Genomic DNA, 23,266 nt, shown 5'->3' with positions numbered 1-23,266 from the left:
CGGCCACGACGGACCGGCCCGCCGCAGCGCTACCGGACCAGTCCCAGGGCCAGCAGGCTGTTCGCCGTGTCCGTGACGGAGTCGGCGGCCGGCCGCGTACGCCAGCCGAGGACGTCCTCGGCGTGCGCGGCGCTGAGCCGGGAACGGACGCCGAGGCCGGGAGCCAGCTGGGCCATCTCCGCGTTGAACGGCGCGGCGGCCCGCACGACCCAGTCCGGCAGCCTCCGGCGCGAGACCCTGGAGGCCCGGGCGCCGAGCCGCTCGCGCAGGATCCCGGCGATGTCCTCGAGCCACAGGAACTCCCCGGCGGCGACGAAGCGCCGGCCGGCCGCCGCCGGTGCGGTCATCGCCTGGACGTGCAGGGTGGCCAGGTCACGTACGTCGACGATCGAGTAACCGATGCGCGGCAGCGCCGGCATCCTCCCGGTGAGCATCATGTGGACGAGACCCACGGACGGGGCGAAGTCCTCGTCGAGCGCGGGGCCCTGGATGTTCCCGGGAAGCACGGTGACCAGCTCCGGCCCGTCCCGCCATTCGCCGGCCATGCGCCAGGCGTCCCGCTCGGCCAGGGTCTTGGCCCGTGGATAGACGTATCTCGGCTCGTCGGGCAGGTCGGTCCAGACGGTCTCGTCGGCCGGGGCGCCCGGCTCGGCGGGCATCGCGGCCGCCGTCGACGAGGTCAGGACCACCCGGCGTACGCCCGCGCGGTGGGCGGCCTGGAGGATCCGCCGGGTCCCCTCCCTGGCCGGCCGGACGACGTCCTGCCCGCGGAACTCGCCGACCGGCATCGGCGAGGCGGTGTGCACGACGTACTCCACGCCGTCGACGGCCGCGTCCCAGCCCTCGTCGCGGAGCAGGTCCGCCGCGACGAACGACAGCTCGCCCGGGGTCGCCAGCCTCCTGCGGACGGCGTCGGCCCGGCTCGGGTCGCGGATCGTCGTCCGTACCCGGTGACCCCGCTCCAGCAGGTCCCGCACGATGTAGCCCGCGGCGAAGCCGGAACCGCCGGTCACCAGCACTGATTCACTCATGCCGGCATTGTCGGCACGCCCGGACCGGCGTAACCAGGGACCGGTGGTACGAGGCTGCCCGTCCGCGGCGCGGGTACTGTCGGACCATGGACAGGCCAGGGCTGGCGGCGTTCCTCCGCAGCCGCCGCGAGCGGGTCGGGCCGCAGGACGCGGGTCTCCCGGCCGGTGTCCGGCGGCGCACGCCCGGGTTGAGGCGCGAGGAGGTCGCGCAGCTCGCGCAGATCTCGGTGGATCACTACAGCCGTCTGGAGCAGGGCCGTGGCCGGCACCCGTCGCGTGCCGTGCTGCACGGCATCGCCCGCGCGCTCCGGCTCTCGGACCAGGAACGTACGCACCTGTTCCGGCTGGCCGATCAGGCGGAGACGGAGAACACCGGCGGGCCGGCCGATGTGGTGCCGGCCGGGACGCTGAAACTCCTCGACCGGATGACCGACGCCGGTGTGGTGGTGCTCGACGGGGCCTGCCGGATCCTCGCCTGGAACCCGCTCGCGGCGGCGCTGTTCGAGGATTTCTCCGCGCTCGGCGGGGGTGACCGCAACTTCGTCCGGCGCTATTTCCTGCACCCCGACCCGGCCCGGCGCGGCTACGGCATGGACGGCTCGCCGCACTTCGCCGCCACTGCGGTCGGTTACCTGAGGATCGCAGCCACCCGGTACCCCCGCAACGCCGAGATCCGCGACCTGATCCACGACCTCCTGGCCGGCAGCCCCGCGTTCGCCAGGCTCTGGCACGACCAGGAACTGCGCATCGAGCACCACAGCCACCAGGTGATCGAACACCCCGCGGTGGGGAGGCTGGAACTCGACTTCGAGATCCTCGGCCTGCCGGACCGCGACCAGCAGGTCGTGCTGTTCACCGCCGAGCGTGATTCCCCGGTGTACCGGGCCCTCGAACTGCTCCGCGTGATCGGGACCCAGGACCTGTCGGGGGCCCCGTAGCACCGGGGGCGGCCCGCAGGGTCGCAGCGCCGGGGCCGGCGGCCGGGCGGGTGGGGCATGGGCGGCGTGGGCGGCGTGGGCGGCGGTCCGGCGGGCCGGAGCGTGAGATCCCCGGTGGCCGTCCGGGCCGCTCAGGGGATGATCCGGCGCCGCCGCAGGTCGCCGAGGATGCCCAGGAACATCGCCTCGGTGTCGACGTACTCGTGGAAGCCGAGGCGCCGGGCCTTGGAGCCGTCGGCGAAGAAGTCGTAGTCCCAGGAGAACACGGCGTCGCCGAAGGCCCAGGACGAGACCTCCTTGTACGAGTGCCGCTCCAGCCCGTACCTCTCCACCATGGAGTCCCACAGCGGCTCCTTGTCCGCCATGACGACGTCGAGCGTCATCGGCAGCGGGGGAGCCGTCTCCAGGTCGAAGAAGCGCGCGATCCTCGGCCACATGTCGTTCCAGCGGAAGAGGTCACCGTTGTTGACGTTGAACGCCTGGTTGGCGCAGCGCTCCTCGGTCGCCGCCCAGACGGTCGCCTTGGCCAGCAGCCCCGCGTCGGTCATCTCCAGCAGCCTGTCGTAGGCCCCCGGCCTGCCGGGGAAGCGCAGCGGCAGGCCCAGCTCCTTGGAGATCGCGCCGTACACGGCGATCACCATGGCCAGGTTCATCGGGTTGCCGAGGGCGAAGCCGCACACCACGGACGGGCGGATCGCGCTCCACGTCCACCCCGAGCCCCGCTGCCGCTCCCGCAGGAAGTCCTCCTGGTCGACGTTGAACTCCGGCGGCATGTGGCGCGGGTCGCTCTCGCGCGCCGGGGTCTTGAACGGGCCCAGGTGCGCGCCGTAGACCTTGTACCCCTGCATCAGGCTGACGTGCCGCAGGCCGGGCGCCACCGGCTCGATCGCGTCGACGACGTTGACCAGCATCGCGAGGTTGGGCGGGACGAGCTCGGCCCACGTCGGGCGGTCCTGGTAGGCGGCGTAGAAGACGTGGGTCACCTCGGTGAGCCCGCCGAGCGCCCCGGCGCAGTCGTCCCGGTCGAGCAGGTCGACCCGGACGTGCCTGACCCGCCCCGCGCTCTCCCCGCCACGGCGCGACAGGCCGATCACCTCCCAGTCGCCCAGCGCCGCGAGGTGCTCGACCAGGTTGCGGCCGATCACCCCCTGGGCGCCGACGACGAGAGCGACCTTGCTCTGGGTGCTCATGGATCTTCTCCTGCTCTGTACGGGTGATCCGTACGGGACGTCCGGCGCGGGCCGCGTCCCCCTGACAGGCCCGTCACCGGTGATACGGGCTCGATCCTGCGCCATCCGGGTGTCATGAGTCCAAGTGATGTTCCTTGTGCCGTCCATGAAAATCTTTTATGGCAGGTGCCGCGGCCGGGTGCCGTTCGATCTCGTACATGACGATATTTCATGATTTTTACGGTCGTGATAACTTCTGTGCATGCTGAGCCTGCGGCAACTGGAGTACCTGGTGGCGGTCGTCGACCACGGCTCCTTCACGCGGGCCGCCGAGATCCTGCACGTCACCCAGCCGGCCCTGTCGCACCAGATCCAGGCGCTGGAGCGGGCGGCCGGAGCGCGCCTGCTCGAACGGCTGCCCAGGGCCGTCCACCTCACGCCGGCCGGTCGCGCGATGCTGCCCCACGCGCGGGCCGCCCTGGCCGACGTGACCGGAGCCCTCTGCGCCGTGCGCCAGGCGACCGGGCTGGCCGGGGGAGAGCTGCGGCTGGCCACGGTCTGCTCGGTCGGCCTGGGCGTGCTGCCCGGCGCGCTGCGGGCCTGGAACCGGCTCCACCCCGAGGTCGACGTCAGGCTCTTCGAGCACCACCACACGGAGGAACTGGCCGAGGCGATGGCGAGCGGGCAGGCCGACCTCGCCGTCGGCCCCAGGCCCGCCCCCTGGCCGGGACCCGTGCACGAGCTCGGATGCGAGGAGTTCGTCGTGACCGTCCCGCCCGGTGACCCCCTCGCGGCGGGCGGGGCCCGCGAGGTGGACCTGGAGGACCTCCGCGACCGCCGCTGGGTCCACTACGCCCCCGGCAACGGCCTGTCCGAGGTGCTGGACCACGCCTGCGCGCGGGCCGGGTTCCGGCCCAGGATCGCGGTGCGCACCGAGCAGACGGCCTCGGCCCCGGCCCTGGCCGCCGCGGGCCTGGGACCCGCCCTCGTCCCCTCCACCATCCTGCCGAGGGGGTACGAGGGCCACGTCCTGTGGCCCCGGCCCGCCGTCACCCGGGCCCTCACCGCTTATGCGCGCACCGGCCTGGACACCCTCGCCGCGGCCTTTTTGGCCGTGCTCACCGAGAGCGTGGCCGGCACGCTCCTTTCCGCGGCCCGCCCCGGCCCTCCCGCCCACGGGCCCGACCCCTACCTCGGGCCGTCGGTCCCGCCCGTCCCGCCCGGACGGCCCTGAACCAGGTCCGCGACCGCGGCGACGACCCGGTCCACCTCCTCCTCGGTGTTGTAGTAGTGCGGTGACAGCCGCAGGCACCAGTCGACGTCCTTGTCGCCGAAGTCGAACTGCGCGAACTCGCGGAAGCTGAGCGCCGAGTTGACGCGCCGCGCGTCCATCGCCGCCTTGAACGGCCGCGGCTCCCACCCCTCGGCCGAGAAGGTGACGATGGCGCCCAGCCGCGGGCCGCGATCCAGCGTCCGTACCCCGGGGACGGCGTCCAGGCCGGTGCGCAACCGGGCCGCGAGCGCGGGGGAGCGGTCCGCGATGGCGTCGACGCCGACCCGCAGGGCGTAGCGCGCGGCGGCGGCGCAGCCGAGCACGGTCGCGTAGGGGAACTCCCACTCCTCGAACCGGGCCGCGGTCTCGACGGGCCGGTAGCGGCCGGGCTCGACCCAGCGGGCGCCGTGCATGTCGATGAACAGCGGCTCGTACCCGGCGCGCAGGACGCGGTCGGACACGTACAGGAAGCCCGAGCCGCGCGGGCCGCGCAGGAACTTGCGGCAGGTGGCGGTCAGCAGGTCGCAGCCGATCTCGGCCACGTCGACCGGGTACTGCCCCACCGACTGGCAGGCGTCGACCATGTACAGCAGGTCCAGCTCGCGGCAGTGCCGGCCGATCTCGGCGACGGGCTGCACCAGGCCGGAGTTGGTGGGGATGTGGGTGGCGGTCACCAGCCGGGGACGATGGGCCCGCATCAGCGCGGCCATCGCCGCCACGTCGACCCCGCCCTCGGGCGCGTCGGGCGCGTGCACGATCTCCACGCCGAACCGCTTGCGCAGCGACAGGAAGGCGATCTGGTTGGAGATGAAGTCGTTGCGGGTGGTGAGGATGACGTCGCCGGACCGGAACGGGATCGCGGACAGGGCGGTGGCGAAGGCGTGGGTGGCGCTGCCGGCGAAGGCGACGTTGCCGGGCTCGCAGTTGATCAGGGCGGCGATCTCCGTGTAGAACCCGCGCACCTCCTCCTCCCGGGCGGCCGAGGCCTCGTAGCCGCCGATCCGCGCCTCCAGGTTCAGGTGGTCGACCATCGCGGCCAGCACCGGCGCGGCCAGCAGGCCGCAACCGGCGTTGTTGAAGTGGACGACCTGTTCGCAGCCGGGGGTGTCGGTCCGTAGGGCCGCGACGTCCGGTAGCGATTCCCGGCCGATTTCAGAAGTGCTACTGTGATCTCTCATGAAAGACGGTAGCACTTCTGAAGCGTTGGAGACCAGCCTCCGGGAGCTGCTGGCCGGGATGGCGCCGGGGGACCGCCTGCCGAGCAGCCGGGAGCTGACCCGGCGCCACCGCGTCGGCCCGGGGACGGTCTCCCGCGCGATCGCCACGCTGGCCGCCGAGGGCGTCGTGGTGACCCGTCCGGGCAGCGGCACCTTCGTGGCGCCGCGCACCCGCAAACAGGCCGGGGCCGCCGACACGGTCTGGCAGACGGTCGCGCTCGCCGACCGCGCCGTCGACACCGCCCCGCTCACCGACGCGCTCGGGCCGCCCGGCGAGGGGACGATGATGCTGGACGGCGGCTACCTGCACCGGTCGCTGCAGTCCACCCGGCCGCTGAGCGCGGCGCTGGCGCGCGCGGGTCGCCGTCCCGACGCCTGGGACCGCGCCCCGGCGAACGGCCTGGCCTCGCTGCGGGCCGTGTTCGCCGGCATGGCCGGCGGCGGCATGACGCCGGACGACGTGCTGGTCACCGCGGGCGGGCAGAGCGGCCTGTCCATGGCGTTCCGGGCCATCGCCGGTCCGGGCAGCCCGATCCTGGTGGAGTCGCCCACCTACCCGGGCGCGCTGGCCGCCGCCCGCGCCGCCGGGCTGCGTCCCGTCCCCGTTCCCATGGACGACGAGGGGGTGCGGCCCGACCTGCTGGCCGAGGCGTTCGCCATGACCGGCGCGCGGGTGTTCTACTGCCAGCCGACCCATCACAACCCGACCGGCGTCGTGCTGGCCCCCGAGCGCCGCGGCCAGGTCGTCGAGGTGGCCAGGGCCGCCGGCGCCTTCGTCGTCGAGGACGACTTCGCCCGCCACCTCGGCCACGGAGGCCAGGCGCCGCGGCCGCTGGTGGCCGACGACCGCGACGGCACGGTCGTGCACCTGACCTCCCTGACCAAGCCCGCGGCGCCCAGCCTGCGCATCGGGGCACTGGCGGCCCGCGGGCCGGTGATGGAGCGGATGAGGGCGATCCGGATGGTCGACGACTTCTTCGTCACCCGCCCGCTGCAGGAGACCGCCCTGGAGCTGCTCAGCTCACCGGCGTGGGAGCGGCACGTCCGCACGCTGGCCGTGGCGCTGCGGGAACGCTGCGCGGAGCTGGCCGCCGCCGTCGCGCGCGAGCGCCCGGACTGGACCGTCACCCGGCTCCCCGCGGGCGGGCTGCACCTGTGGGTCCGCCTGCCGGCCGGCGCCGACGACACCGTGGTCGCCGGTGCCGCCCGGCGGCACGGGGTCGCCGTCAGCGCCGGACGCCGGTACTTCGCCGCCGAACCGCCCGGGGCCTTCCTGCGGCTGGGGTTCGCGGCCGCGGGCGACCTCACCGAGCTGGCGGAGGCCGCGCACCGGCTGCGGCACGTCTGACCCGGCCTCCCCGCGGGCCCGTTTCCCGCACGGACCCGTTTCCCGCACGGACCCGTTTCCCGCACGGACCCGCTTCCCGCAAAGGCCCGCTCCCCGGACGGGCCCGCCGCCCGTCAGGTCGGGGTGCGGAAGTGCGCCCGCAGCCGGGCCCGGGCCTCCTCGCCGGCGCCCAGGGCGTCCAGGCCCAGCAGCGCGGCGCCCATGACGGGCGGGACGTCGGCGACGATCAGCTTGGCCTGCGGGGCCCGCTCGGCGAAGCCCCGTTCCAGCAGCTCGCTCATGAGCGGGTCGCGGGCGGTGAGCACGCCGCCGCCCAGGACCACCTCCGTCGGGACGCCCAGCAGGTCCAGGCGGCGCAGCGCGACCTCCGCGAGCACCACCACCTCCTCGGCCATCCGGGACACCAGGGAGCGGGCCACCTCGTCGCCCGTGGCGGCGACGGCCATCAGCACCGGCGCCAGCTCGTTCAGCCTGCCGTACGCCAGCTCGCCGAAGTGGACGGCCAGGGACACCTCCTCGACCGTGCGGGTGCCGAAGTGCTCACGGACCGCGGGGGCCAGCGCGGTGGCCGGGCCCCGGCCGTCCTCGGCGCGCACGGCGTGCCAGAGCGTCTCCTCGCCGAGCCCGAGCCCGCCCCCCCAGTCGCCGGTGAGCCGTCCCAGCGCCGGATACCGCGCCACCCGTCCCGAGGGGGAGACCGCCACCGCGTTGACGCCCGCCCCGCACACCACGGCCACGCCCGCGGGTCCGGAGGCCCCGGCGCGCAGCAGCGCGAAGGTGTCGTTGCCGACGGTCACCCGCCGGCCGTACCCGCGCGAGAGGATCTCCGCGCGCAGCGCCTCCTCCTCGACCGGCAGGTCCGCGCCCGCCACGTAGGCGGCCACGTGGTCGGCGTAGGGAGGGACCGCCCGCGGGCCGAGCGCGGAGCGCACCGCGTCGCCGATCACGTCGATCGCGCGCGCCACCCCGACGGTCTGCGGCTGGAACGCGGCGCCGCGCCCGGTGGCCAGCACCGAGCCGTCCTCACCGACCAGCACGACGTCGGTCTTGCTGTTGCCCCCGTCGACGGCCAGTGTCGTCCTCACGCGGTCGCCCAGGGCAGGTGGGCGAGGTTGGCCTCGATCAGGCGCCGGGCCAGGTCGCCGGAGAGCGAGGCCTGCCCGACCAGCGGGTGCGCCAGCAGCGCGTCGGCGACCCGCTCCTCGCCGCCGTGCAGCGCCGCCTCCAGCGCCAGCGTCTCATACGCGGTGACGTGCGCGATCAGCCCGGCGAAGAGCGGTTCCACCGGCTCCACCGGCAACGCGGCCGCGCCCGCCGCGGTGACCGTGGCCGGGACCTCGACGACCGCCTCGTCGGGCAGGAACGGCAGCGTGCCGTCGTTGCGCAGGTTGACGACCTGGGTGTCGCCGCGGTCGCCGGCCAGCGAGGCGATCAGCGCCACCGCCGCCTCCGAGTAGAACGCGCCGCCGCGCTTGCCCAGCAGCTCGGGCTTGGTGTCCACGGCCGGGTCGGCGTACAGCCTCAGCAGCTCGGTCTCCATCGCCGCGACCTCGGCCGCGCGCGAGGGCTTGACGCGCTGCTCGGCCACCACCCGGTCGTGCTCGTAGAAGTAGCGCAGGTAGTAGGAGGGGACCACGCCCAGCCTGCGGATCAGCGCGGCGGGCAGGCCGACGTCCGCGGCGATCTTCTCGCCGTGGCTCTCCAGCAGTTCCGGCAGCACGTCCCGCCCGTCCAGGCGGACGGCCCGCTCCCAGGTGAGGTGGTTCAGGCCGACGTGGTCGAGGGAGATCCGCCCGGGGTCGACGCCCAGGTTCGCGGCGAAGCGGCGCTGGAAGCCGATGGCCACGTTGCACAGGCCGATGGCCCGGTGCCCGGCCTCCAGCAGCGCCCTGGTGACGATGCCGACCGGGTTGGTGAAGTCGACGATCCAGGCGTCCGGCGCGTGCCGCGCGACCTTCTCGGCGATGTCCAGCACCACCGGTACCGTGCGCAGCGCCTTGGCCAGCCCGCCCGCGCCGGTCGTCTCTTGCCCGACGCAGCCGCACTCCAGCGGCAGCGTCTCGTCCACGTCGCGCGCGGCCTGGCCGCCGACGCGCAGCTGCAGCAGCACGGCCCCCGCCCCGGCGACGCCCTCCTCGACCGACGTGGTCGCGACGACCGCGGCCGGATGCCCGGCCCGCGCCAGCATCCGCCGGGCCATCCCGGAGACCAGGTCCAGCCGGCGCACGTCCGGGTCGACCAGCGCGATCTCGGTCAGCGGCAGCTCGTCGCGCAGCCGCGCGAAACCGTCGACCAGCTCCGGCGTGTACGTCGAGCCGCCCCCGACAACGGCGAGTTTCACCCTTTTGCTCCTTCGGCGTGACGTCCTCGACGAGGACCCTGCGGACGATGGCGGTGCACGACGGCTGTCTCCTGGGGGTGGGGGGTCAGGACGGGACGGTGGAGCCGAAGACCTCTTCGCGGGCGGTGGCCAGGGCGAGGTCGAGCGCGCCGGCGAGGACGGGGTTGCCCTCGACGGTCGACAGCACCAGCGGTGGCCGGGGGATGGTCAGCGCGTGCAGCTCGTGCTCGACGAGCCCGCGCAGGGTGTCGCCACCGGCCAGCAGGGTCCCGCCGGTCAGCACGATGATCCCGGGGTCGACGACGGAGGTGATCGCGGCCAGCCCGACGGCCAGCCGGGAGGCGACGTCGCGCAGCCCGGCGCGGGCGTCGTCGGCGCGGGCGCCGGTGGAGGCCGCGGTCCGCACCGCGTTCCGCACGGCCTGCGCCGGGCCGGTCCCGCGCACCCCGTACGACCTGAGGATCTTCAGGACCGCGGGGCCGCCGGTGAGGGCCTGGTAGCCGTGGTTGGCGTAGCGGCCGGTCTCCCTGGCGGTCGGCGCGCCCGGGGTGGGCATGTAGCCGACCTCGCCGGCGCCGCCGGTGGCGCCCCGGTGCAGCCGGCCGCCGAGCACCAGGGCCGAGCCGAGCCCTTCGTCGGCCCAGAGCAGCACGAAGTCCCGGTGGCCCCGGCCCGCGCCGTGCGCCTGCTCGGCCTGGGCGACGAGGTTGACGTTGTTCTCGACGGCGACCGGCATGCCCAGGCCGTCGCCCAGCGTGCGGACCAGGTCGGGGATCTGCCAGCCGGGCATGTCCTTGCGGGTGGCGTAGGCCAGCCGGCCGGTGCCGGGGTCGATCGCCCCCTCCACGCCGATGACCGCGCACCTGATCGTCGCGGCCGTCACCGTCGCGGCCGGGATCGGCAGGGTCGCCGGGGTCGCCGGGGTCGCCGTGGTCGCCGCCGGGGCCGACGTCGGCGCGGGCGCGGTCGCGAGCCTGGCGCCGGCGCCCTCCAGTGCGGCACGGACGCGCTCGACGGCGTCGCCACCGGAACGGCCCGGGGTGGGCAGGTGGTGCTCGCCGACCACGGTGCCGGTGATGTCGGCGATCCTGACGTCGATGCCCGCGCGCTTGACGTCCAGCGCGGCGACGTGCGCGGCGTCGGGGTTGAGCCGGTAGACCTCGGCGGTACGGCCGGGCAACCCCTCACGGATGCCGTCGAGCACGACCAGGCCGGCCTCCTGCAGGCGGATGAGAAGCTGGGAGGCGGTGGGCTTGGACAGGCCGGTGAGGGCGCCGATCTCCGGGCGGGTCAGCGGGCCGCGCTCCAGCAGCGCCCGCAGGGCGGCGCGGTCGTTGATGGCGCGCAGCAGGCTGGGGGTGCCCGGCGTCGGCTGGTTCACTCTTCCTCCGCGTTCCGGGATCCACGAGGGGGGTTCCCGTGTCCGGCGGCCCGGGCGCGCGACGCGTCCCGGCGCAGGCCGGTGCGCCCGAGTGCCGATGCGCTCAAGTTAGGAAAGTTTCCTAACTTGAAGAGAATCTAAGGAACCCCGTGGATTTCCGTCAAGCGGGCAGAGGGCGCCGCAATCAAGCTGTGACGGCGGAGGGGTGGGTAAACTTCTCGACGGACCTGCTAGGGTAGTGGTTTGTCATAACAACCAGCAGAATGGCCCGGAGTGTCCCATTACTAGCAACGATAACGGAGCGACGGCAACCCGTCAAATCGAGCTGGCCAGGGAGCAGGAGTACGTTTCCGGGCTCTACCGGCGGCTCGACCTGCTGCGTGAACGCACCCAGCGGCAGCTGGACGGCGTCCTGGCCCAGGGCGGCAGCGGTGGCACCCACCAGAACCGCTCCGAGCGCGACAGCTTCGCCGGGATGTACGCCGAACGCCTGGGCCGCCTGTGGGCGGTCGAGAACGGCCTGTGCTTCGGCAGGCTCGACAACGCCGACGCCACCTCCCTCTACATCGGCCGGATCGGCATGGCCGACGACGACCAGCGGCGCCTGCTGATCGACTGGCGCGCCCCGGTGGCGCAGCCCTTCTACGGCGCCACCCCCGCGGCCTCGATGGGCGTCACCCGCCGCCGTCACCTGCAGACCAAGGGCCGCAAGGTGATCGGGATCGACGACGACCTGCTGGACCTCGACGGCCTCACCGACGAGGCCGCGGCCACCCTCAACGGCGAGGCCGCGCTGCTGGCGTCGCTGGCCGCCCGGCGCACCGGGCGGATGCGCGACATCGTGGCCACCATCCAGTCCGAGCAGGACCGCATCATCCGCTCCGACCTGAACGGCGTGCTGGTCGTCCAGGGCGGCCCCGGCACCGGCAAGACCGTGGTCGCGCTGCACCGGGCCGCCTACCTGCTCTACACCCACCGGGAGAAGCTGGCCCGCAGGGGCGTGCTCATCCTGGGACCCAACCTGACCTTCCTGCGCTACATCGAGCAGGTGCTGCCCTCCCTGGGCGAGACCGACGTGCTGCTGTCGACCGTCTCCGAGCTCTACCCCGGGGTCGTCCCCGGCCGCAGGGAGCGTCCCGAGACGGCCGCGATCAAGGGCGACGCCCGGATGGCCCAGGTCGTCGCGCGGGCCGTGCGCGAGCGGCAGCGGGTGCCGCGCAAGCCGCTGGAGATCAAGCTCGACCGCTACACGCTCCGGCTGGAGGGCAGCGTCCTGGAGGCGGCCCGCAACCGGGCCGCCCGCTCCAAGCGGGCGCACAACGAGGCCCGCGCGGTCTTCGTCCGGCACCTGCTCAACGCGCTCGCCCGCCAGGCGGCCCGGCTGCTCGGCAAGGGCATGATCGACGACGACGAGCTGGCCGACATCCGCGAGGACCTGCGTACCGAACGGCCCGTCAAGGCCGCGCTGAACCGGCTGTGGCCTTACGTCACCCCGCAGCAGCTGCTGATCGGGCTGTTCACCTCCCCCGAGCGCCTGGAGCACGCCGCCGCCGAGTTCGACGAGGCCGAGCGGAGGCTGCTGCTGCGCGAGCCGCCCCGCCAGGGGGAGAACTGGTGGGCCGAGTCCGACGTGCCGCTGCTGGACGAGGCGGCCGAGCTGCTCGGCGACATCGACCCCGCGGTGCTGCGGGCCGGTGCCTGGATGGCCGAGGAGGAGCAGGCCGCCCAGCGCGCCGCCGCGCTCGACGAGCGGCAGCACCAGCTCGCCTACGCCAAGGAGGTGCTGGAGCTGACCGGGCTGTCCGACATCATGGACGCCGAACGCTTCGCCGCCCGCCACCTCGGCGACGACGTCTTCCTGACCACGGCCGAGCGCGCCGCGGCCGACCGCACCTGGGCCTTCGGCCACGTGATCGTGGACGAGGCGCAGGAACTGTCGGCGATGGACTGGCGGATGCTCATGCGGCGCTGCCCGACCCGGTCCATGACGATCGTCGGCGACCTGGCCCAGACCGGCGCGTCGGCCGGGGCCCGCTCCTGGGGGGCGGTCCTGGACCCGTACGTGGCCGGGCGCTGGCGCGAGGAGACCCTCACCGTCAACTACCGCACCCCGGCCGAGCTGATGGCCGTGGCCGCCGACGTGCTCACCCTGGTCGGCCCGGAGCTGACCGCCCCGACCTCGGTCAGGGAGACCGGGACGCACCCCTGGGCGGCCTCCCCGACGTCCTCGCTGGGCGAGCGGGTCAAGGCCGAGATCGTCGAGGGCGGCCGTCTCGTCGTGATCGTCCCGGAGTCGCGGGCCGCCGAGTTCGGCGAGGTCGTGACGGCCTCGGTCGAGGGCGCGGTCGCCGGGCCGGGGTCCGCCGCGCTGGACGCGCAGGTGGCGGTGCTGACCGTCGCCGAGGCCAAGGGCCTGGAGTTCGACGCGGTCATCGTGGTCGAACCGGAGCTCATCCTGGGCGAGTCGCCGCGCGGGGCCAGCGACCTTTACGTGGCGCTGACCCGCGCGACCCGGCGCCTTGGCGTGGTGCACGACGGCCCGCTTCCCGCCGCCCTCGCTCGACTTGAGGGACATCGGATCACATGAGACCATTGACGGCTCTCGTCGATCATGTCCCAGCTGCGAAAACTTGATGTTTCCGCTGTTAGTGACACGGTTGACATCTGCGCTGGGCTCGGTAGTTTGCTGCCCAGTCCAGCACGGGACTGGCCGGTCGGCCGCCTTTCGACATCGCCGTCTCCTGCGCCCGTGACGGGGTCACGCCCGTCCGTACAGCCAGGCGCAGGACCGGCAGTCCGTCGAGGCGGGGCACTCCTTCCGGGCGGGGGGTTGGACCCAGGAGGGGTCCGGGCACCCAGTAGACAACGGCAATCCGCGCCCGCCGCCGACGGGACGGAACCGGTCCGAAGGGTCGCCCGGGCTCTCTTCCCGCTCCCGTGCGAGCGCCGCAAGCGTCGGGGCGGCCGGGGTGTCCTTCGACACCCCGGCCGCCCCGTTGCCGTCTCCGACCGCCCACCGGGCCGCGACCGCGTCACCACCGCGTCACCACCGGGCCGTCGTCCGACCGCGACCGGATCACCGCAGGACCACCCTCGGACCGCCGCCGGGCCGTCCTTCCCGCCTATGATCCGGTGCCGGACGTCCAGGCCGCGCCTGCCGGAAGGTAGCGTTCAGGCTGCAGGACGGGGCAGCGCCCGCCCGTGACATCGCAAGGAGCCCCTCCCGTGGTGCAGGACAAGACGGTCGGCCCGGTGCCGGGGACGTCCGCGCAGGACGGCCCCCCGACCGGTCCTCCGCCCGGCCTTCCGGACCGTGGAGACGCCGGTGCCGGTCCCCGGGCCTCCCGGTCGGCGCTGCCGGCCAGGATCGCCTCGGCGGTGGCTGGCGGCCTGCTGGTGTTCTGGGCCTTCCCGCCCTCCGGCCTGTGGTTCCTGGCGCCGCCCGGAATGGCCGCGATCGTCCTGGCCGTGCACGGCACCCGCCCGCGCCGCGGCGCCTGGCTGGGCCTGCTCGCGGGCCTCGCCCTGCTGCTGCCCGCCCTGGGCTGGGTGAGGCCGATCGGTGCGGACGCCTGGCTGGGCCTGGTGGCCATCGAGAGCGCCTTCTACGCCGCCTGGGGGGTGGGAGCCGCCCTCGTGTCCCGGTTGCGCCTGTGGCCGCTGTGGAGCGCCGCGCTCTGGGTGGCGGCCGAATGGGCCCGGGGACAGGTCCCCTTCGGCGGCTTCCCCTGGGCCCGGGTCGCCTTCGGCCAGGGCCGGTCGCCCTTCACCCCGTACGCCGCGCTCGGCGGGGCGCCGCTGGTGAGCTTCGCGGTGGCCCTGTGCGGCGGCCTGATCGCCCTGGCGGTCCTGCGGGCCCTCGCCGCCCGTCGCGGCGTCCCGGCCGGGTCGGCCGGGGCGGTCATGCGGCCCGCGCCGTCCGTGCCGTCCGTGCCGTCCGTGCCGTCCGCGCCGTCCTCGGACCGGCCCTCGGACCGGCCCTCGGTCTCGTCCTCGGTGCCGGTCCCGGCCGCGCGGTCGGTGCTGCCGCTGGTGCTGCCGCTGGTGGGGGCGCTGGCCGTGCCGGTGGTGGCCCTGGCCGTGCCCCGGTACGGCGACGAGGGGCGCAGCGTGACCGTCGGCGTCATCCAGGGCAACGTCCCCGGCCGGGGCATGCACCCGCTGGGCGACGAGCCCGCCGTGGTGCTCCGCAACCACACCCGGCTGCTGCACCGGATGGCCGACGACGTGCGCCGGGGCCGGGTGCCCCGCCCCGACCTGGTGGTGCTCCCGGAGAACTCCACCGACATCGACCCGCTGCGCAACGCGTTCGCCCACGCCGAGATCGACGCGGCGGTCCGGGACGTCGGGGTGCCCGTCCTGGTCGGCGCCGTGGTCGGCGTGGGGGTGAACGAGCGCGCCACCCGCAGCCTGGTCTGGGACCCGGTGACCGGGCCCGGCGCCCACTACGACAAGCAGCGCCTGGTGCCCTTCGGGGAGTTCACCCCGCTCAAGGAGCTGGTGCTGGCCCTGTTCGAGCGGGCCTCCCTGGTCGGCAAGCAGTCGGTGGCGGGCACCCGGGACGGGGACCTGAGGATGGGCCCGGTGACGGTCGGCGCGATCAACTGCTACGAGGTGGCCTACGACGACGTCGTGAACCGCACCGTCAGGACGGGGGCCACGCCGCTGGTGGTGCAGACCAACAACGCCACCTACGCGTTCACGAACCTGCCGCCGCAGCAGCTGGCCATGTCCCAGTTGCGCGCCGTGGAGCACAATCGGGCGGTGATCACTTCCGCAATTACGGGTATATCGGCATATGTGACCCCCGATGGCTCGATAGCCTGGCGCACCGAGGAACTGGTGCCCGCGACGAACGTGTTGACGGTCCCTGTCAGGACCGCGCGGACCGTCGCCACCCGCGTGGGCGCGCTGCCCGAGTGGGCCCTGATACTTGTGGGGGCCGGCGCGGTGGCCGTCGCAACGACCACCGGGCGGCGCCGGAGGGGCACCGCGGCACGGGCCGCGGGGCGGCAGGACGATCGTCAGGTGGGAGACGCGTGATGGAGCGGATGCTTGGCCGGGTGCTCGTCGTCGTCCCGACGTACAACGAGCGGGAGAACCTGCCGCTGATCGTCCGGCGCCTGCGCGAGGCCGTGCCCGAGGCCCACCTCCTGATCGCCGACGACGACAGCCCCGACGGCACCGGGGCGATCGCCGACAAGCTGGCCTCCGACGACGAGCTGGTCCACGTGATGCACCGGCCCGGCGGCAAGCAGGGGCTGGGCTCGGCCTACATCGCGGGCTTCCGCTGGGGCCTGGCGGAGGGGTTCGGCGTCCTGGTGGAGATGGACGCCGACGGCTCCCACCCTCCCGAGACGCTCCCGGCCCTGCTGAAGGCGCTGGACCGCGGGGCCGACCTGGCGATCGGGTCCCGGTGGGTGCCCGGCGGGAAGGTGGTCAACTGGCCCGCCTCGCGCCAGTTCCTCTCGCGCGGCGCGAACATGTACAGCCGCCTGGCCCTCGGCCTGCCGGTCCGCGACGCCACCGCGGGTTTCCGCGCCTACCGGGCCTCCACCCTGGAGAAGATCGGCCTGGACGACGTGGAGTCGCAGGGCTACTGCTTCCAGGTGGACCTGACCCTGCGCACCGCCCGCCACGGGCTGCGGATCAAGGAGGTTCCGATCACGTTCGTGGAGCGCGCCGTCGGGGCCAGCAAGATGAGCCGCGCCATCATCCTGGAGGCGCTGTGGCGGGTCACCGTGTGGGGGGTCGCGGGCCTGCCCGCCCGTGTGCGCCGCCGCCTCGGCCGCAGACGCTGATCGTCGTGCCGCGGGCGGGGACGTCCACGCTGAGCGAACACGGAACGCGCCGCCCTCCCCGGGCGTTGTCATGTCGTACGGCTGTCGCGTGAGTTGAGGCGAAGATGCGCTTAGTGCTGTTCCTGACCTTTCTCGTGGTACCGCTCCTCGAGATATTCGTCCTCATCCAGGTGGGGCAGGTCATCGGAGGGTGGCCGACGGTGGCCGTCCTGCTCGCCGACAGCCTGCTGGGCGCCTGGGTCGTGCGCCGCGAGGGCCGCCGCGCCTGGCGCAACCTCCAGGGTGCGCTGCAGAGCGGGCGGATGCCCGACCGTGAGCTCGCCGACGGCGCGCTGATCCTGGTGGGCGGCACGCTGCTGCTGACCCCCGGGTTCCTCACCGACGTCCTCGGCTTCCTGTGCCTGCTGCCGTTCACCCGGCCGGTGGTGCGCCGGGCCGCGAACTGGTTCTTCACCCGCAGGGTCCGCACCATGGTCGCCAGGAGCGCGGCCGGGGTGGGCGGGCCGCTCGGCGGGCCGCTGGGCGACCCGTTCACCGGTCAGGGCTCGCCCTTCGACGGGCTGCGGACCGCGCAGGGGCGGGTCCCCGGAGCTTCGGGCCGGGCCCAGGGAGCGGGACCGGTCGTCCACGGCGAGGTCATCCGCGACGAACCCGACGGAGGCGTCAGCGGTCGCTGAGCGCGGCCAGCCTGCGCAGTGAGAGCCGGAACAGCGCCGCGTTCAACGGCCTGATCACCCGCCAGCCGAGCCGCCCGGCCGCGCCGAACGGCACGTCGAGCTCCTCCTCCCAGACGATCGTGCTGCCGCCGCCCTCGCGCGGCAGCACCCGGAAGATCCCGGTGCCGCGTATCAGCCGTCCGGTGTGCCGGACCCCCACGCTCCTCGGCGGCTCCCATCGGGTGATCTCCATGGTGTCGAGGAAGCCGACCGGCCCCACCCCGGTGAAGGCGGCGAGCCGGCTCCCCGGGCTGCGGCCGTCCCCGGTCTCGACGTGCGCCCGGGTCAGCACCATCCACTCGTGGTGCCGGGGCCAGTCGGTCAGCACGGAGAACACCTGTTCGGGCCTGGCGTGGGCGTCCACGGAGACGCTGATACGGGAACGGGTCACCCCCGGGTCCTTCCCCGTGATCGCGGGACGACTCCTCGCGAGCCGTGGCGCGGGGCACGGTCCGGTATTTTGTACCGGCCCGGGACGGTCCGGGGGAGCGGAGGTGCCGGATCCGGTGGGAACGTTCGCGGCGAGGAGCGGCCTGATCACGGTCACGGCCGTCGAGTGGGACGACGACGCGGCCGTCGCGCTGCGGCAGGCCATGACCGAGGAGATGGACGCCCGCTACGCCGATCTGATCGCCGTGCCCGGTCTGGTCCCCGAGGGGATGCACGTCACGCCCGACACGGTCGTCTACACCGGTGTCGCCCGCTCGGCCCTGGGTGTCCCGGTCGGGCACGTGGCGCTGCGCGCGTTCGGCGGCGAGCTGGAGCTCAAGCGGATGTTCGTGGTCCCGGCCGAACGGGGCGGCGGGGTGGCGCAGGCCCTGCTGGCCGCGGCGGAGGACGCGGCCCGCGCGCTGGGAGCGTCGCGGATCGTGCTGCAGACCGGCCCCCGCCAGCCGGACGCGGTGCGGATGTACCTGCGCGAGGGCTACACGCCTGTCCCGGTCTTTCCCCCCTACGAGGGGCTCCCGGGCTCGCACTGCTTCGAGAAGCCCCTGTGACCGCCCGCCCGGCGCGTACGCGGAGGGAGGCCGTCCGTCGCGCCCGCCGGGTGCGGGACGGTGAGCACGGCTCTGGGCCGAGAGGGTGATGAGTACGGCTTCGCGCGGAGCGGGCTGAGAAGGCGAAGAGGGTGGAGAGGGCGGGAAACGGGCTCGCCGGCCCGGCCGAGTGACTCGGCCGGACCGGCGAGGTGTTCCGCGGACGTCTAGGACGCCGCGTGCTGCGGAACGTCGACGTAGAGCTCGCCGAAGGTGATCGAGGGGGTGGACCCCGCGAAGTTCCTTTCGACCGCCGCTCTCTCCGCCGCGCTCGGGTTGGCGTTGGTGCAGGAGACGGGTGCGCTGGAACCGGACATCAGGTCCGAGCACAGACCGGTGCGCCGGTCCGGCAGGCCCAGGATGTGGCCGATCTCGTGCGTGGCGATCCGCAGCGGGAAGTACCCCTGCGAGGTCGCCTGCCGTCCCATCCAGATGGTTCCGCGACCCAGGCTGGTCGGCTGGGCGCGAGGCCAGCCGTTGTCGGCGAGCACCACGAAGTCCGCGGGGCTGCCGGCCACCAGTCGTACGTTGGAGACGCGGGAGTTCCAGACCTGTGCCGCCTGGTCCACGACCGACCGGAACTCCGCGGCCCTGCTGGCGTCGTACCTGAGTACACGGACCGCCACCGTGCCGGCCTCCGCCTGGGCGGTGGCCGCCTGGGACGGGGTCGCCGTCAGCAGGAAGGCCAGGCCCAGGATGAAGGCGATACCGGAGCGAATGATCCTTGACATTTCTAGCGAGCCTCCTCGGCCATCGGGGGGTTGCTCATGACGAGCAGCTGGTGAGGAGGGGGGATCAGCCGGTGACGAGCGTCAGCCCGTACACCGAGAGGATCTCGTTGACCGGCTGGTAGTACGTGGTGCCGCCGGAGGTGCAGTTGCCCGAACCACCGGAGGTCACGCCCTGGGCCTGGCTGCCGGAGATGAACGAGCCGCCGGAGTCGCCCGGCTGGGCGCACACGGTGGTGCGGGTCAGGCCGCTCACCGTGCCCTGCGGGTAGGTGACGCTGGCGTTGTGCTGCTGGACGACGCCGCAGCGCCAGCCGGTGGTGGAGCCGGAGCGGCAGATCGAGGCGCCGACCGAGGCCTGGGTGGAGCCACGGACGGTGACGTTGGCGCCGCCGGAGCCACGGACGTAGGGCGTCACGGTGTGGCCGGGGGTGGCCACCCACGCGTAGTCGTTACCGGGGAACGACGAGCCCTGGAAGGTGCCGGAGGGGTTGCTGGTGGTCGCGCCCGTCCTGCCGCAGTGGCCGGCGGTCACGAAGCCGGGGGTGCTGCCGCGACGCACCGAGAAGCCGATGCTGCAGCGGCTGCCGCCGATGTAGTAGGCGCTTCCACCGATGATGTTGATGTAGGTCTGGGGCTTCTCGCCGGAGAGGGTCACCTTCACGGCGTTCTTGTCCACGCCCGCGGCGGCGACGAGGGCCTCACCGGCGGCCTGGTCGCTCGCGAGGACGGAGACGGTGTTGGTGGCGACGTCCACGTACCACAGGGACGCGCCGGCCTTCGCCGCTGCGGGCGCCTGGTCGAGCTTGTCCTTGACGGCGTTGAGGTCGGCGATGGACCGGCTGACGACCACGGGCTGGGCGCCCTTGGCCTTGATGGCGTCCGCGGCCGCAGCGTCGGTGGTGGCCACCGACAGCTGGGAGGCGTCACCGTTGAGCCAGGCGCCGGCGTAGCTGGCACCGAGCTGCTGGGTCAGCGCGGCCTCGGAGGCCGCCGCCCGCTGCTCGTTGGCCAGGCGCTGGACGGCCTGCTCGGCGGTGAGGCCGAGGTCGCGCTGGAGCGCCTCGAGCATCGCGTTCGGGGGCTTGGGGGCGGAGACGGCGGGTGCTGCGAAGGCGGGGGCCACGGTGGCGGCCAGGTACAGGGCCACGGTGGTGGCGCCGGCCAGGAAGGTACCTCGACGTAACATGCACACTCCTTGTGAGGGGTGCTGTCAAAGTATTGGCCGGAGGCCCCCGGAGGGATCTCCCAAAGAATCCCTATCGCGATGTTATGGGGGGCATTGATCGGTTATGGGTCCCGGGAGAGGCCCGGTGGCGGGGCTCGATAGGGCTCGACGGGGCTCGGCGGCCTGGCCCGGTGGGCGGGCCCGATGATCAGACCCGATGACCGGGCCGATCACCGGGGCCGATGAGCAGGGCCGACGGCCGGGCACGGGTGGCGGGGGTCAGCGGCCGGGGTCGTGGTCGTCGAAGAGGGAGGGGCCGCGGCCGTGCGCGGGACGGGTGCGGGGCTCGGCCGGACCGGCGGGGGAGGAGCCCGCGCCGGCGCGGTTGCGCCGCAGCTGGGCCTGGAGCTCCGCGTCCTGGCGCATCTCCTGCTCCGAGGGGGACAGGAAGATCGTCAGAAGCATGCCGAGGGTGAGCAGGCTGATCCCGACGAGCAGCGGCAGCATGAAGTCCATCCCCTCGGCGCCGCCCGTCGGCGCGGAGGTGCCGTGCACGCTGACGTCCAGGGCGAACATGCCGGTGTAGTGCATCCCGTTCACCGCGACGCCCATCAGCAGGGCGGCGCCCGTCGTGGCGGCGGCCCCGCGTACCCGCAGGCTGAACCACAGGGCCGTCGTCGCCGCGGCCACCGCGATGACCAGGGACAGCGCGACCAGCAGGGGGTCGTAGCTCACGTGGGCGGACATGTTCATGGCCGCCATGCCCAGGTAGTGCATGCCCGCCACGCCCAGGCCGGTCAGCGCCCCGCCGGCCAGGAGCGCGCCGGTGCCGCTGTCGGGCCGGGAGACCAGGAAGAGGCCTGCGCCGACGACGACGACGGCGAGGAGCGCGGAGGCGACGGTCAGCGGGACGTCGTAGCGGATCGACGTCCCCCGGACGTCGAAGCCCATCATCGCTATGAAGTGCATCACCCAGATACCGGTGCCGCCGATGGACAGGGCCGCGCCGATGAGCCAGAGTGCGCGTGAGCCGCCCTGCGCCCCGCGGGCCCGTGCGGCGAGCAGCAGTCCCAGCAGCGAGCCGATGCTCGACATGATGTAGGAGGCGACCGGAGTGACGAGCCCGTAGGCGAAGTGATCGATGGGGGACATGACGGGCTCCTGGCGGAAGCGGAGGAATGGAACGTGCCAATACGGGCCGGAGCCGACCGGCGCGTGTGACGTCGACGGAGGTCTCCGCATGTGACGAGCCGACCGCCCGGGGCAGTACGAGGAGTGCTCACCTTACAGTTGTCACGTTCCGAAAGGCCATAATGGAGTTATTGACAATGCCTTAACTGATCACTGTACGTATGTTCCGTTCACACCTTGTCAGACTCAGGAAGGAGGCGGGTCGATGGCCCCGCCCGCCGCTCGAGGCCTGGAGGCACTGCCTCCGATATGGCCGGAAGATCGATACGAGGTCGTCTGCGAACGCGACGACCCGCCCGGCGCCACCCGTGACCGCTACCGGTTCCCGCAGTACGCGGTGCGTTCCGCCCGCGAGCTGGAGACGGCGGGACTCGCCAGGCGGGTGCGCGTGGTCAGGCTGACGGACGGGGTGGTGATCTACGACCGGGTCGAGGGCGTCGAGCTGTCCGCCGACCGCTGGTGACCCCCCGGTGCCCATCCGATGATCACTCGGTGTGCGCGCGGTGCCCGGCCGCCCGTCGCGGCCGGGGGAGGGGCTGCCCGGCGGTGAGCGGTGCCGAGTACTGTCGGACGGTGATGAGTCACGACACGCGACGGGTGAGCGCTGGGAGTTGCCGTGGGCGGATCCGTGCCGCGACCCGGGACTGAGGGGGACGGCGGACCGTTCGAGGGGCGGGCGAGGATGCTCGCCGGGCTGGCCGAGGCCAGCCACCTGAGCGCGCTGGAGCAGCTCCCCGCCCTCATCGCGGAACACGCCGCCTACGCCGGCCTGCGGGACGTGCTGATCTACCTTGCCGACCTCCAGCAGGAGGTGCTCCGGCTGGTGACCGGCAAGGGACTCGCCGCCGGCGCCGACGCGGAGCCGGAGGCGGCCGAGCTGCGGATCGACGGGACGCTGGCCGGGCGCGCCTTCCAGGAGGTGCGCATGCTGGCCGGGCCGGGCTCGGGGAGCGAGGAGCACCGGTGGTGGGTGCCGCTGCTGGACGGCACCGAACGCCTCGGCGTGCTGCGGATCAGCGCCCCTCCGGGTGACGGGCGCGCTCAGGAGGACATGCGGCACCTGGCGTCGATGGCCGCGCTCCTGCTGGCCAGCAAACGCCAGCAGAGCGACTCCTACGCCCGGATGGTACGGACCCGGCCGATGAACGTCGCGGCCGAGATGCAGTGGAACCTGCTGCCGGCGCCGATCTTCGCCAACGACCAGGTGGTGATCGGGGCCGCGCTCGAACCGGCGTACGAGCTCGGCGGTGACGCCTTCGACTACGCGCTGGCCGGTGAGACCGTGCACCTGGCGGTCTTCGACGCGATGGGCCACGACGCCTCCGCCGGGCTGACCGCCAACCTCGCGGTCGCGGCCTGCCGTAACCACCGTCGCCAGGGGGCCGACCTGATCGAGGTCAGCAAGGGCATCGAGAAGGTCCTGGTGGACGAGTTCGGCGCGGCCAACCGGTTCGCCACGGCCATCCTGGCCAGCCTGAACGTGCGGACCGGCGTGTTCACCTGGGTCAACCGCGGCCACCACCCGCCGGTGGTGATCAGGAACGGGCGCTGGGTCACCACCCTGCACTGCCCGCCCGCCCACCCGGTGGGCCTGGACCTCGACCTGCCGGTGACCCAGTGCAAGGAGCAGCTGGAGCCCGGCGACCGCGTGCTCATCTACACCGACGGCATGACCGAGGCCCGCAACCGGGACGGCGAGGAGTTCGGCCTGGAGCGTTTCATCGACTTCATCATCCGCTACAACGCCGACGGCCTGCCCGTGCCCGAGACCCTGCGCCGCCTGGTGCGCAACATCCTGAAATATCACGACGGGATGCTCCAGGACGACGCCACCGTGCTGCTCGTGGAGTGGCGCGGCGGGTCCCAGGACAGGCTGCACCTCTAACGGGGGACGCGGGCCCGACCAGGGGGTGGCGGGCCGATCAGG

General features: G+C 73.6%; 20 protein-coding genes. 10 read left to right on the top strand and 10 right to left on the bottom strand.

Translation table 11 applies throughout. From position 1 onward, the window contains the following. Window positions 1-29: 29 nt before the first annotated feature. On the bottom strand, window positions 30-1,031 hold the full coding sequence (locus ABD832_RS32125) for an NAD-dependent epimerase/dehydratase family protein (protein ID WP_344902911.1): 1,002 nt from the start codon (window positions 1,029-1,031) through the stop codon (window positions 30-32). A gap of 86 nt (window positions 1,032-1,117) precedes the next feature. On the opposite strand from ABD832_RS32125, the gene ABD832_RS32120 reads away from it, so the two are divergent. Beyond that, window positions 1,118-1,969, top strand: a complete 852-nt coding sequence (locus tag ABD832_RS32120; RefSeq protein ID WP_344902908.1) for a helix-turn-helix transcriptional regulator — start codon at window positions 1,118-1,120, stop codon at window positions 1,967-1,969. Window positions 1,970-2,100: 131 nt separating this feature from the next. Here the strand turns inward: ABD832_RS32120 and ABD832_RS32115 are convergent, their stop codons facing one another. Then, window positions 2,101-3,159 carry an SDR family oxidoreductase gene (locus ABD832_RS32115; protein ID WP_344902905.1) on the bottom strand — a complete coding sequence of 353 codons (1,059 nt, stop codon included), beginning with the start codon at window positions 3,157-3,159 and terminating at the stop codon, window positions 2,101-2,103. A gap of 241 nt (window positions 3,160-3,400) precedes the next feature. Between ABD832_RS32115 and ABD832_RS32110 the strand changes: the two genes are divergently transcribed. Beyond that, complete coding sequence (locus ABD832_RS32110; RefSeq protein WP_344902902.1) at window positions 3,401-4,372, top strand: LysR family transcriptional regulator; 972 nt, start codon at window positions 3,401-3,403, stop codon at window positions 4,370-4,372. Here the strand turns inward: ABD832_RS32110 and ABD832_RS32105 are convergent. Further along, the gene (locus ABD832_RS32105) at window positions 4,327-5,589 is read right to left on the bottom strand and encodes an aminotransferase class V-fold PLP-dependent enzyme (protein ID WP_344902899.1); all 1,263 of its coding nucleotides are present in this window, start codon (window positions 5,587-5,589) and stop codon (window positions 4,327-4,329) included. The two genes, ABD832_RS32110 and ABD832_RS32105, sit on opposite strands and share 46 nt — an antisense overlap. Here ABD832_RS32105 and ABD832_RS32100 point away from each other — a divergent pair. Then, window positions 5,588-6,976, top strand: coding sequence for an aminotransferase-like domain-containing protein (locus tag ABD832_RS32100; protein WP_344902895.1), 1,389 nt, complete (start codon window positions 5,588-5,590; stop codon window positions 6,974-6,976). The genes ABD832_RS32105 and ABD832_RS32100 overlap by 2 nt on opposite strands. Window positions 6,977-7,089: 113 nt before the next feature. On the opposite strand, the gene ABD832_RS32095 is transcribed toward ABD832_RS32100, so the two are convergent. The 3 genes from ABD832_RS32095 to ABD832_RS32085 all read right to left on the bottom strand — a co-directional run bounded on the left by ABD832_RS32095 (window position 7,090) and on the right by ABD832_RS32085 (window position 10,698). Next, window positions 7,090-8,061 carry an N-acetylglucosamine kinase gene (locus ABD832_RS32095; protein ID WP_344902892.1) on the bottom strand — a complete coding sequence of 324 codons (972 nt, stop codon included), beginning with the start codon at window positions 8,059-8,061 and terminating at the stop codon, window positions 7,090-7,092. Then, window positions 8,058-9,317: a 6-phospho-beta-glucosidase gene (locus tag ABD832_RS32090; RefSeq protein ID WP_344902889.1), complete on the bottom strand. Its 1,260-nt coding sequence runs from the start codon at window positions 9,315-9,317 to the stop codon at window positions 8,058-8,060. The genes ABD832_RS32095 and ABD832_RS32090 overlap by 4 nt, the downstream gene beginning before the upstream one ends. 85 nt (window positions 9,318-9,402) lie before the next feature. Beyond that, on the bottom strand, window positions 9,403-10,698 hold the full coding sequence (locus tag ABD832_RS32085; RefSeq protein ID WP_344902886.1) for an ROK family transcriptional regulator: 1,296 nt from the start codon (window positions 10,696-10,698) through the stop codon (window positions 9,403-9,405). A 238-nt stretch (window positions 10,699-10,936) separates the two neighbouring features. Between ABD832_RS32085 and ABD832_RS32080 the strand changes: the two genes are divergently transcribed. The 4 genes from ABD832_RS32080 (at window position 10,937) to ABD832_RS32065 (ending at window position 17,176) form a co-directional block, all read left to right on the top strand. Continuing rightward, entirely contained in the window at window positions 10,937-13,285 is a 2,349-nt protein-coding gene (locus tag ABD832_RS32080) for a HelD family protein (protein WP_344902883.1), read from the top strand. Window positions 13,286-13,923: 638 nt separating this feature from the next. Continuing rightward, on the top strand, window positions 13,924-15,741 hold the full coding sequence (lnt, locus tag ABD832_RS32075; protein WP_344902880.1) for an apolipoprotein N-acyltransferase: 1,818 nt from the start codon (window positions 13,924-13,926) through the stop codon (window positions 15,739-15,741). Continuing rightward, on the top strand, window positions 15,741-16,499 hold the full coding sequence (locus ABD832_RS32070; protein ID WP_344902877.1) for a polyprenol monophosphomannose synthase: 759 nt from the start codon (window positions 15,741-15,743) through the stop codon (window positions 16,497-16,499). Before lnt ends, ABD832_RS32070 begins: the two co-directional genes overlap by 1 nt. A gap of 104 nt (window positions 16,500-16,603) precedes the next feature. Beyond that, window positions 16,604-17,176 (top strand): FxsA family protein, encoded by a 573-nt coding sequence (locus tag ABD832_RS32065; RefSeq protein ID WP_344902875.1) that lies wholly within the window; start codon window positions 16,604-16,606, stop codon window positions 17,174-17,176. On the opposite strand, the gene ABD832_RS32060 is transcribed toward ABD832_RS32065, so the two are convergent. Beyond that, window positions 17,163-17,606 (bottom strand): SRPBCC family protein, encoded by a 444-nt coding sequence (locus ABD832_RS32060; RefSeq protein ID WP_344902872.1) that lies wholly within the window; start codon window positions 17,604-17,606, stop codon window positions 17,163-17,165. The two genes, ABD832_RS32065 and ABD832_RS32060, sit on opposite strands and share 14 nt — an antisense overlap. A 115-nt stretch (window positions 17,607-17,721) precedes the next feature. Here ABD832_RS32060 and ABD832_RS32055 point away from each other — a divergent pair, with 115 nt between their 5' ends. Beyond that, window positions 17,722-18,213: a GNAT family N-acetyltransferase gene (locus ABD832_RS32055; protein WP_344902869.1), complete on the top strand. Its 492-nt coding sequence runs from the start codon at window positions 17,722-17,724 to the stop codon at window positions 18,211-18,213. Window positions 18,214-18,419: 206 nt separating this feature from the next. Here the strand turns inward: ABD832_RS32055 and ABD832_RS32050 are convergent, their stop codons facing one another. From ABD832_RS32050 to ABD832_RS32040, 3 genes are all read right to left on the bottom strand, one after another. Continuing rightward, a complete protein-coding gene (locus ABD832_RS32050) occupies window positions 18,420-18,983 on the bottom strand; it encodes a snapalysin family zinc-dependent metalloprotease (protein WP_344902866.1) in 564 nt (187 codons plus the stop codon). Between the two features lie 64 nt (window positions 18,984-19,047). After that, on the bottom strand, window positions 19,048-20,169 hold the full coding sequence (locus ABD832_RS32045) for a S1 family peptidase (RefSeq protein WP_344902863.1): 1,122 nt from the start codon (window positions 20,167-20,169) through the stop codon (window positions 19,048-19,050). A 258-nt stretch (window positions 20,170-20,427) separates the two neighbouring features. Then, window positions 20,428-21,300 (bottom strand): MHYT domain-containing protein, encoded by an 873-nt coding sequence (locus ABD832_RS32040; RefSeq protein ID WP_344902860.1) that lies wholly within the window; start codon window positions 21,298-21,300, stop codon window positions 20,428-20,430. A gap of 244 nt (window positions 21,301-21,544) precedes the next feature. Here ABD832_RS32040 and ABD832_RS32035 point away from each other — a divergent pair, with 244 nt between their 5' ends. Then, complete coding sequence (locus ABD832_RS32035) at window positions 21,545-21,802, top strand: hypothetical protein (RefSeq protein WP_344902857.1); 258 nt, start codon at window positions 21,545-21,547, stop codon at window positions 21,800-21,802. Between the two features lie 219 nt (window positions 21,803-22,021). Then, window positions 22,022-23,224, top strand: a complete 1,203-nt coding sequence (locus ABD832_RS32030; RefSeq protein WP_344904424.1) for a PP2C family protein-serine/threonine phosphatase — start codon at window positions 22,022-22,024, stop codon at window positions 23,222-23,224. Window positions 23,225-23,266: the final 42 nt, after the last annotated feature.

Source organism: Streptosporangium longisporum (genome assembly GCF_039534895.1).
In the GTDB taxonomy this organism is placed as follows: Bacteria; Actinomycetota; Actinomycetes; order Streptosporangiales; family Streptosporangiaceae; genus Streptosporangium; species Streptosporangium longisporum.
This window is presented reverse-complemented; position numbering and strand designations above follow the sequence as displayed.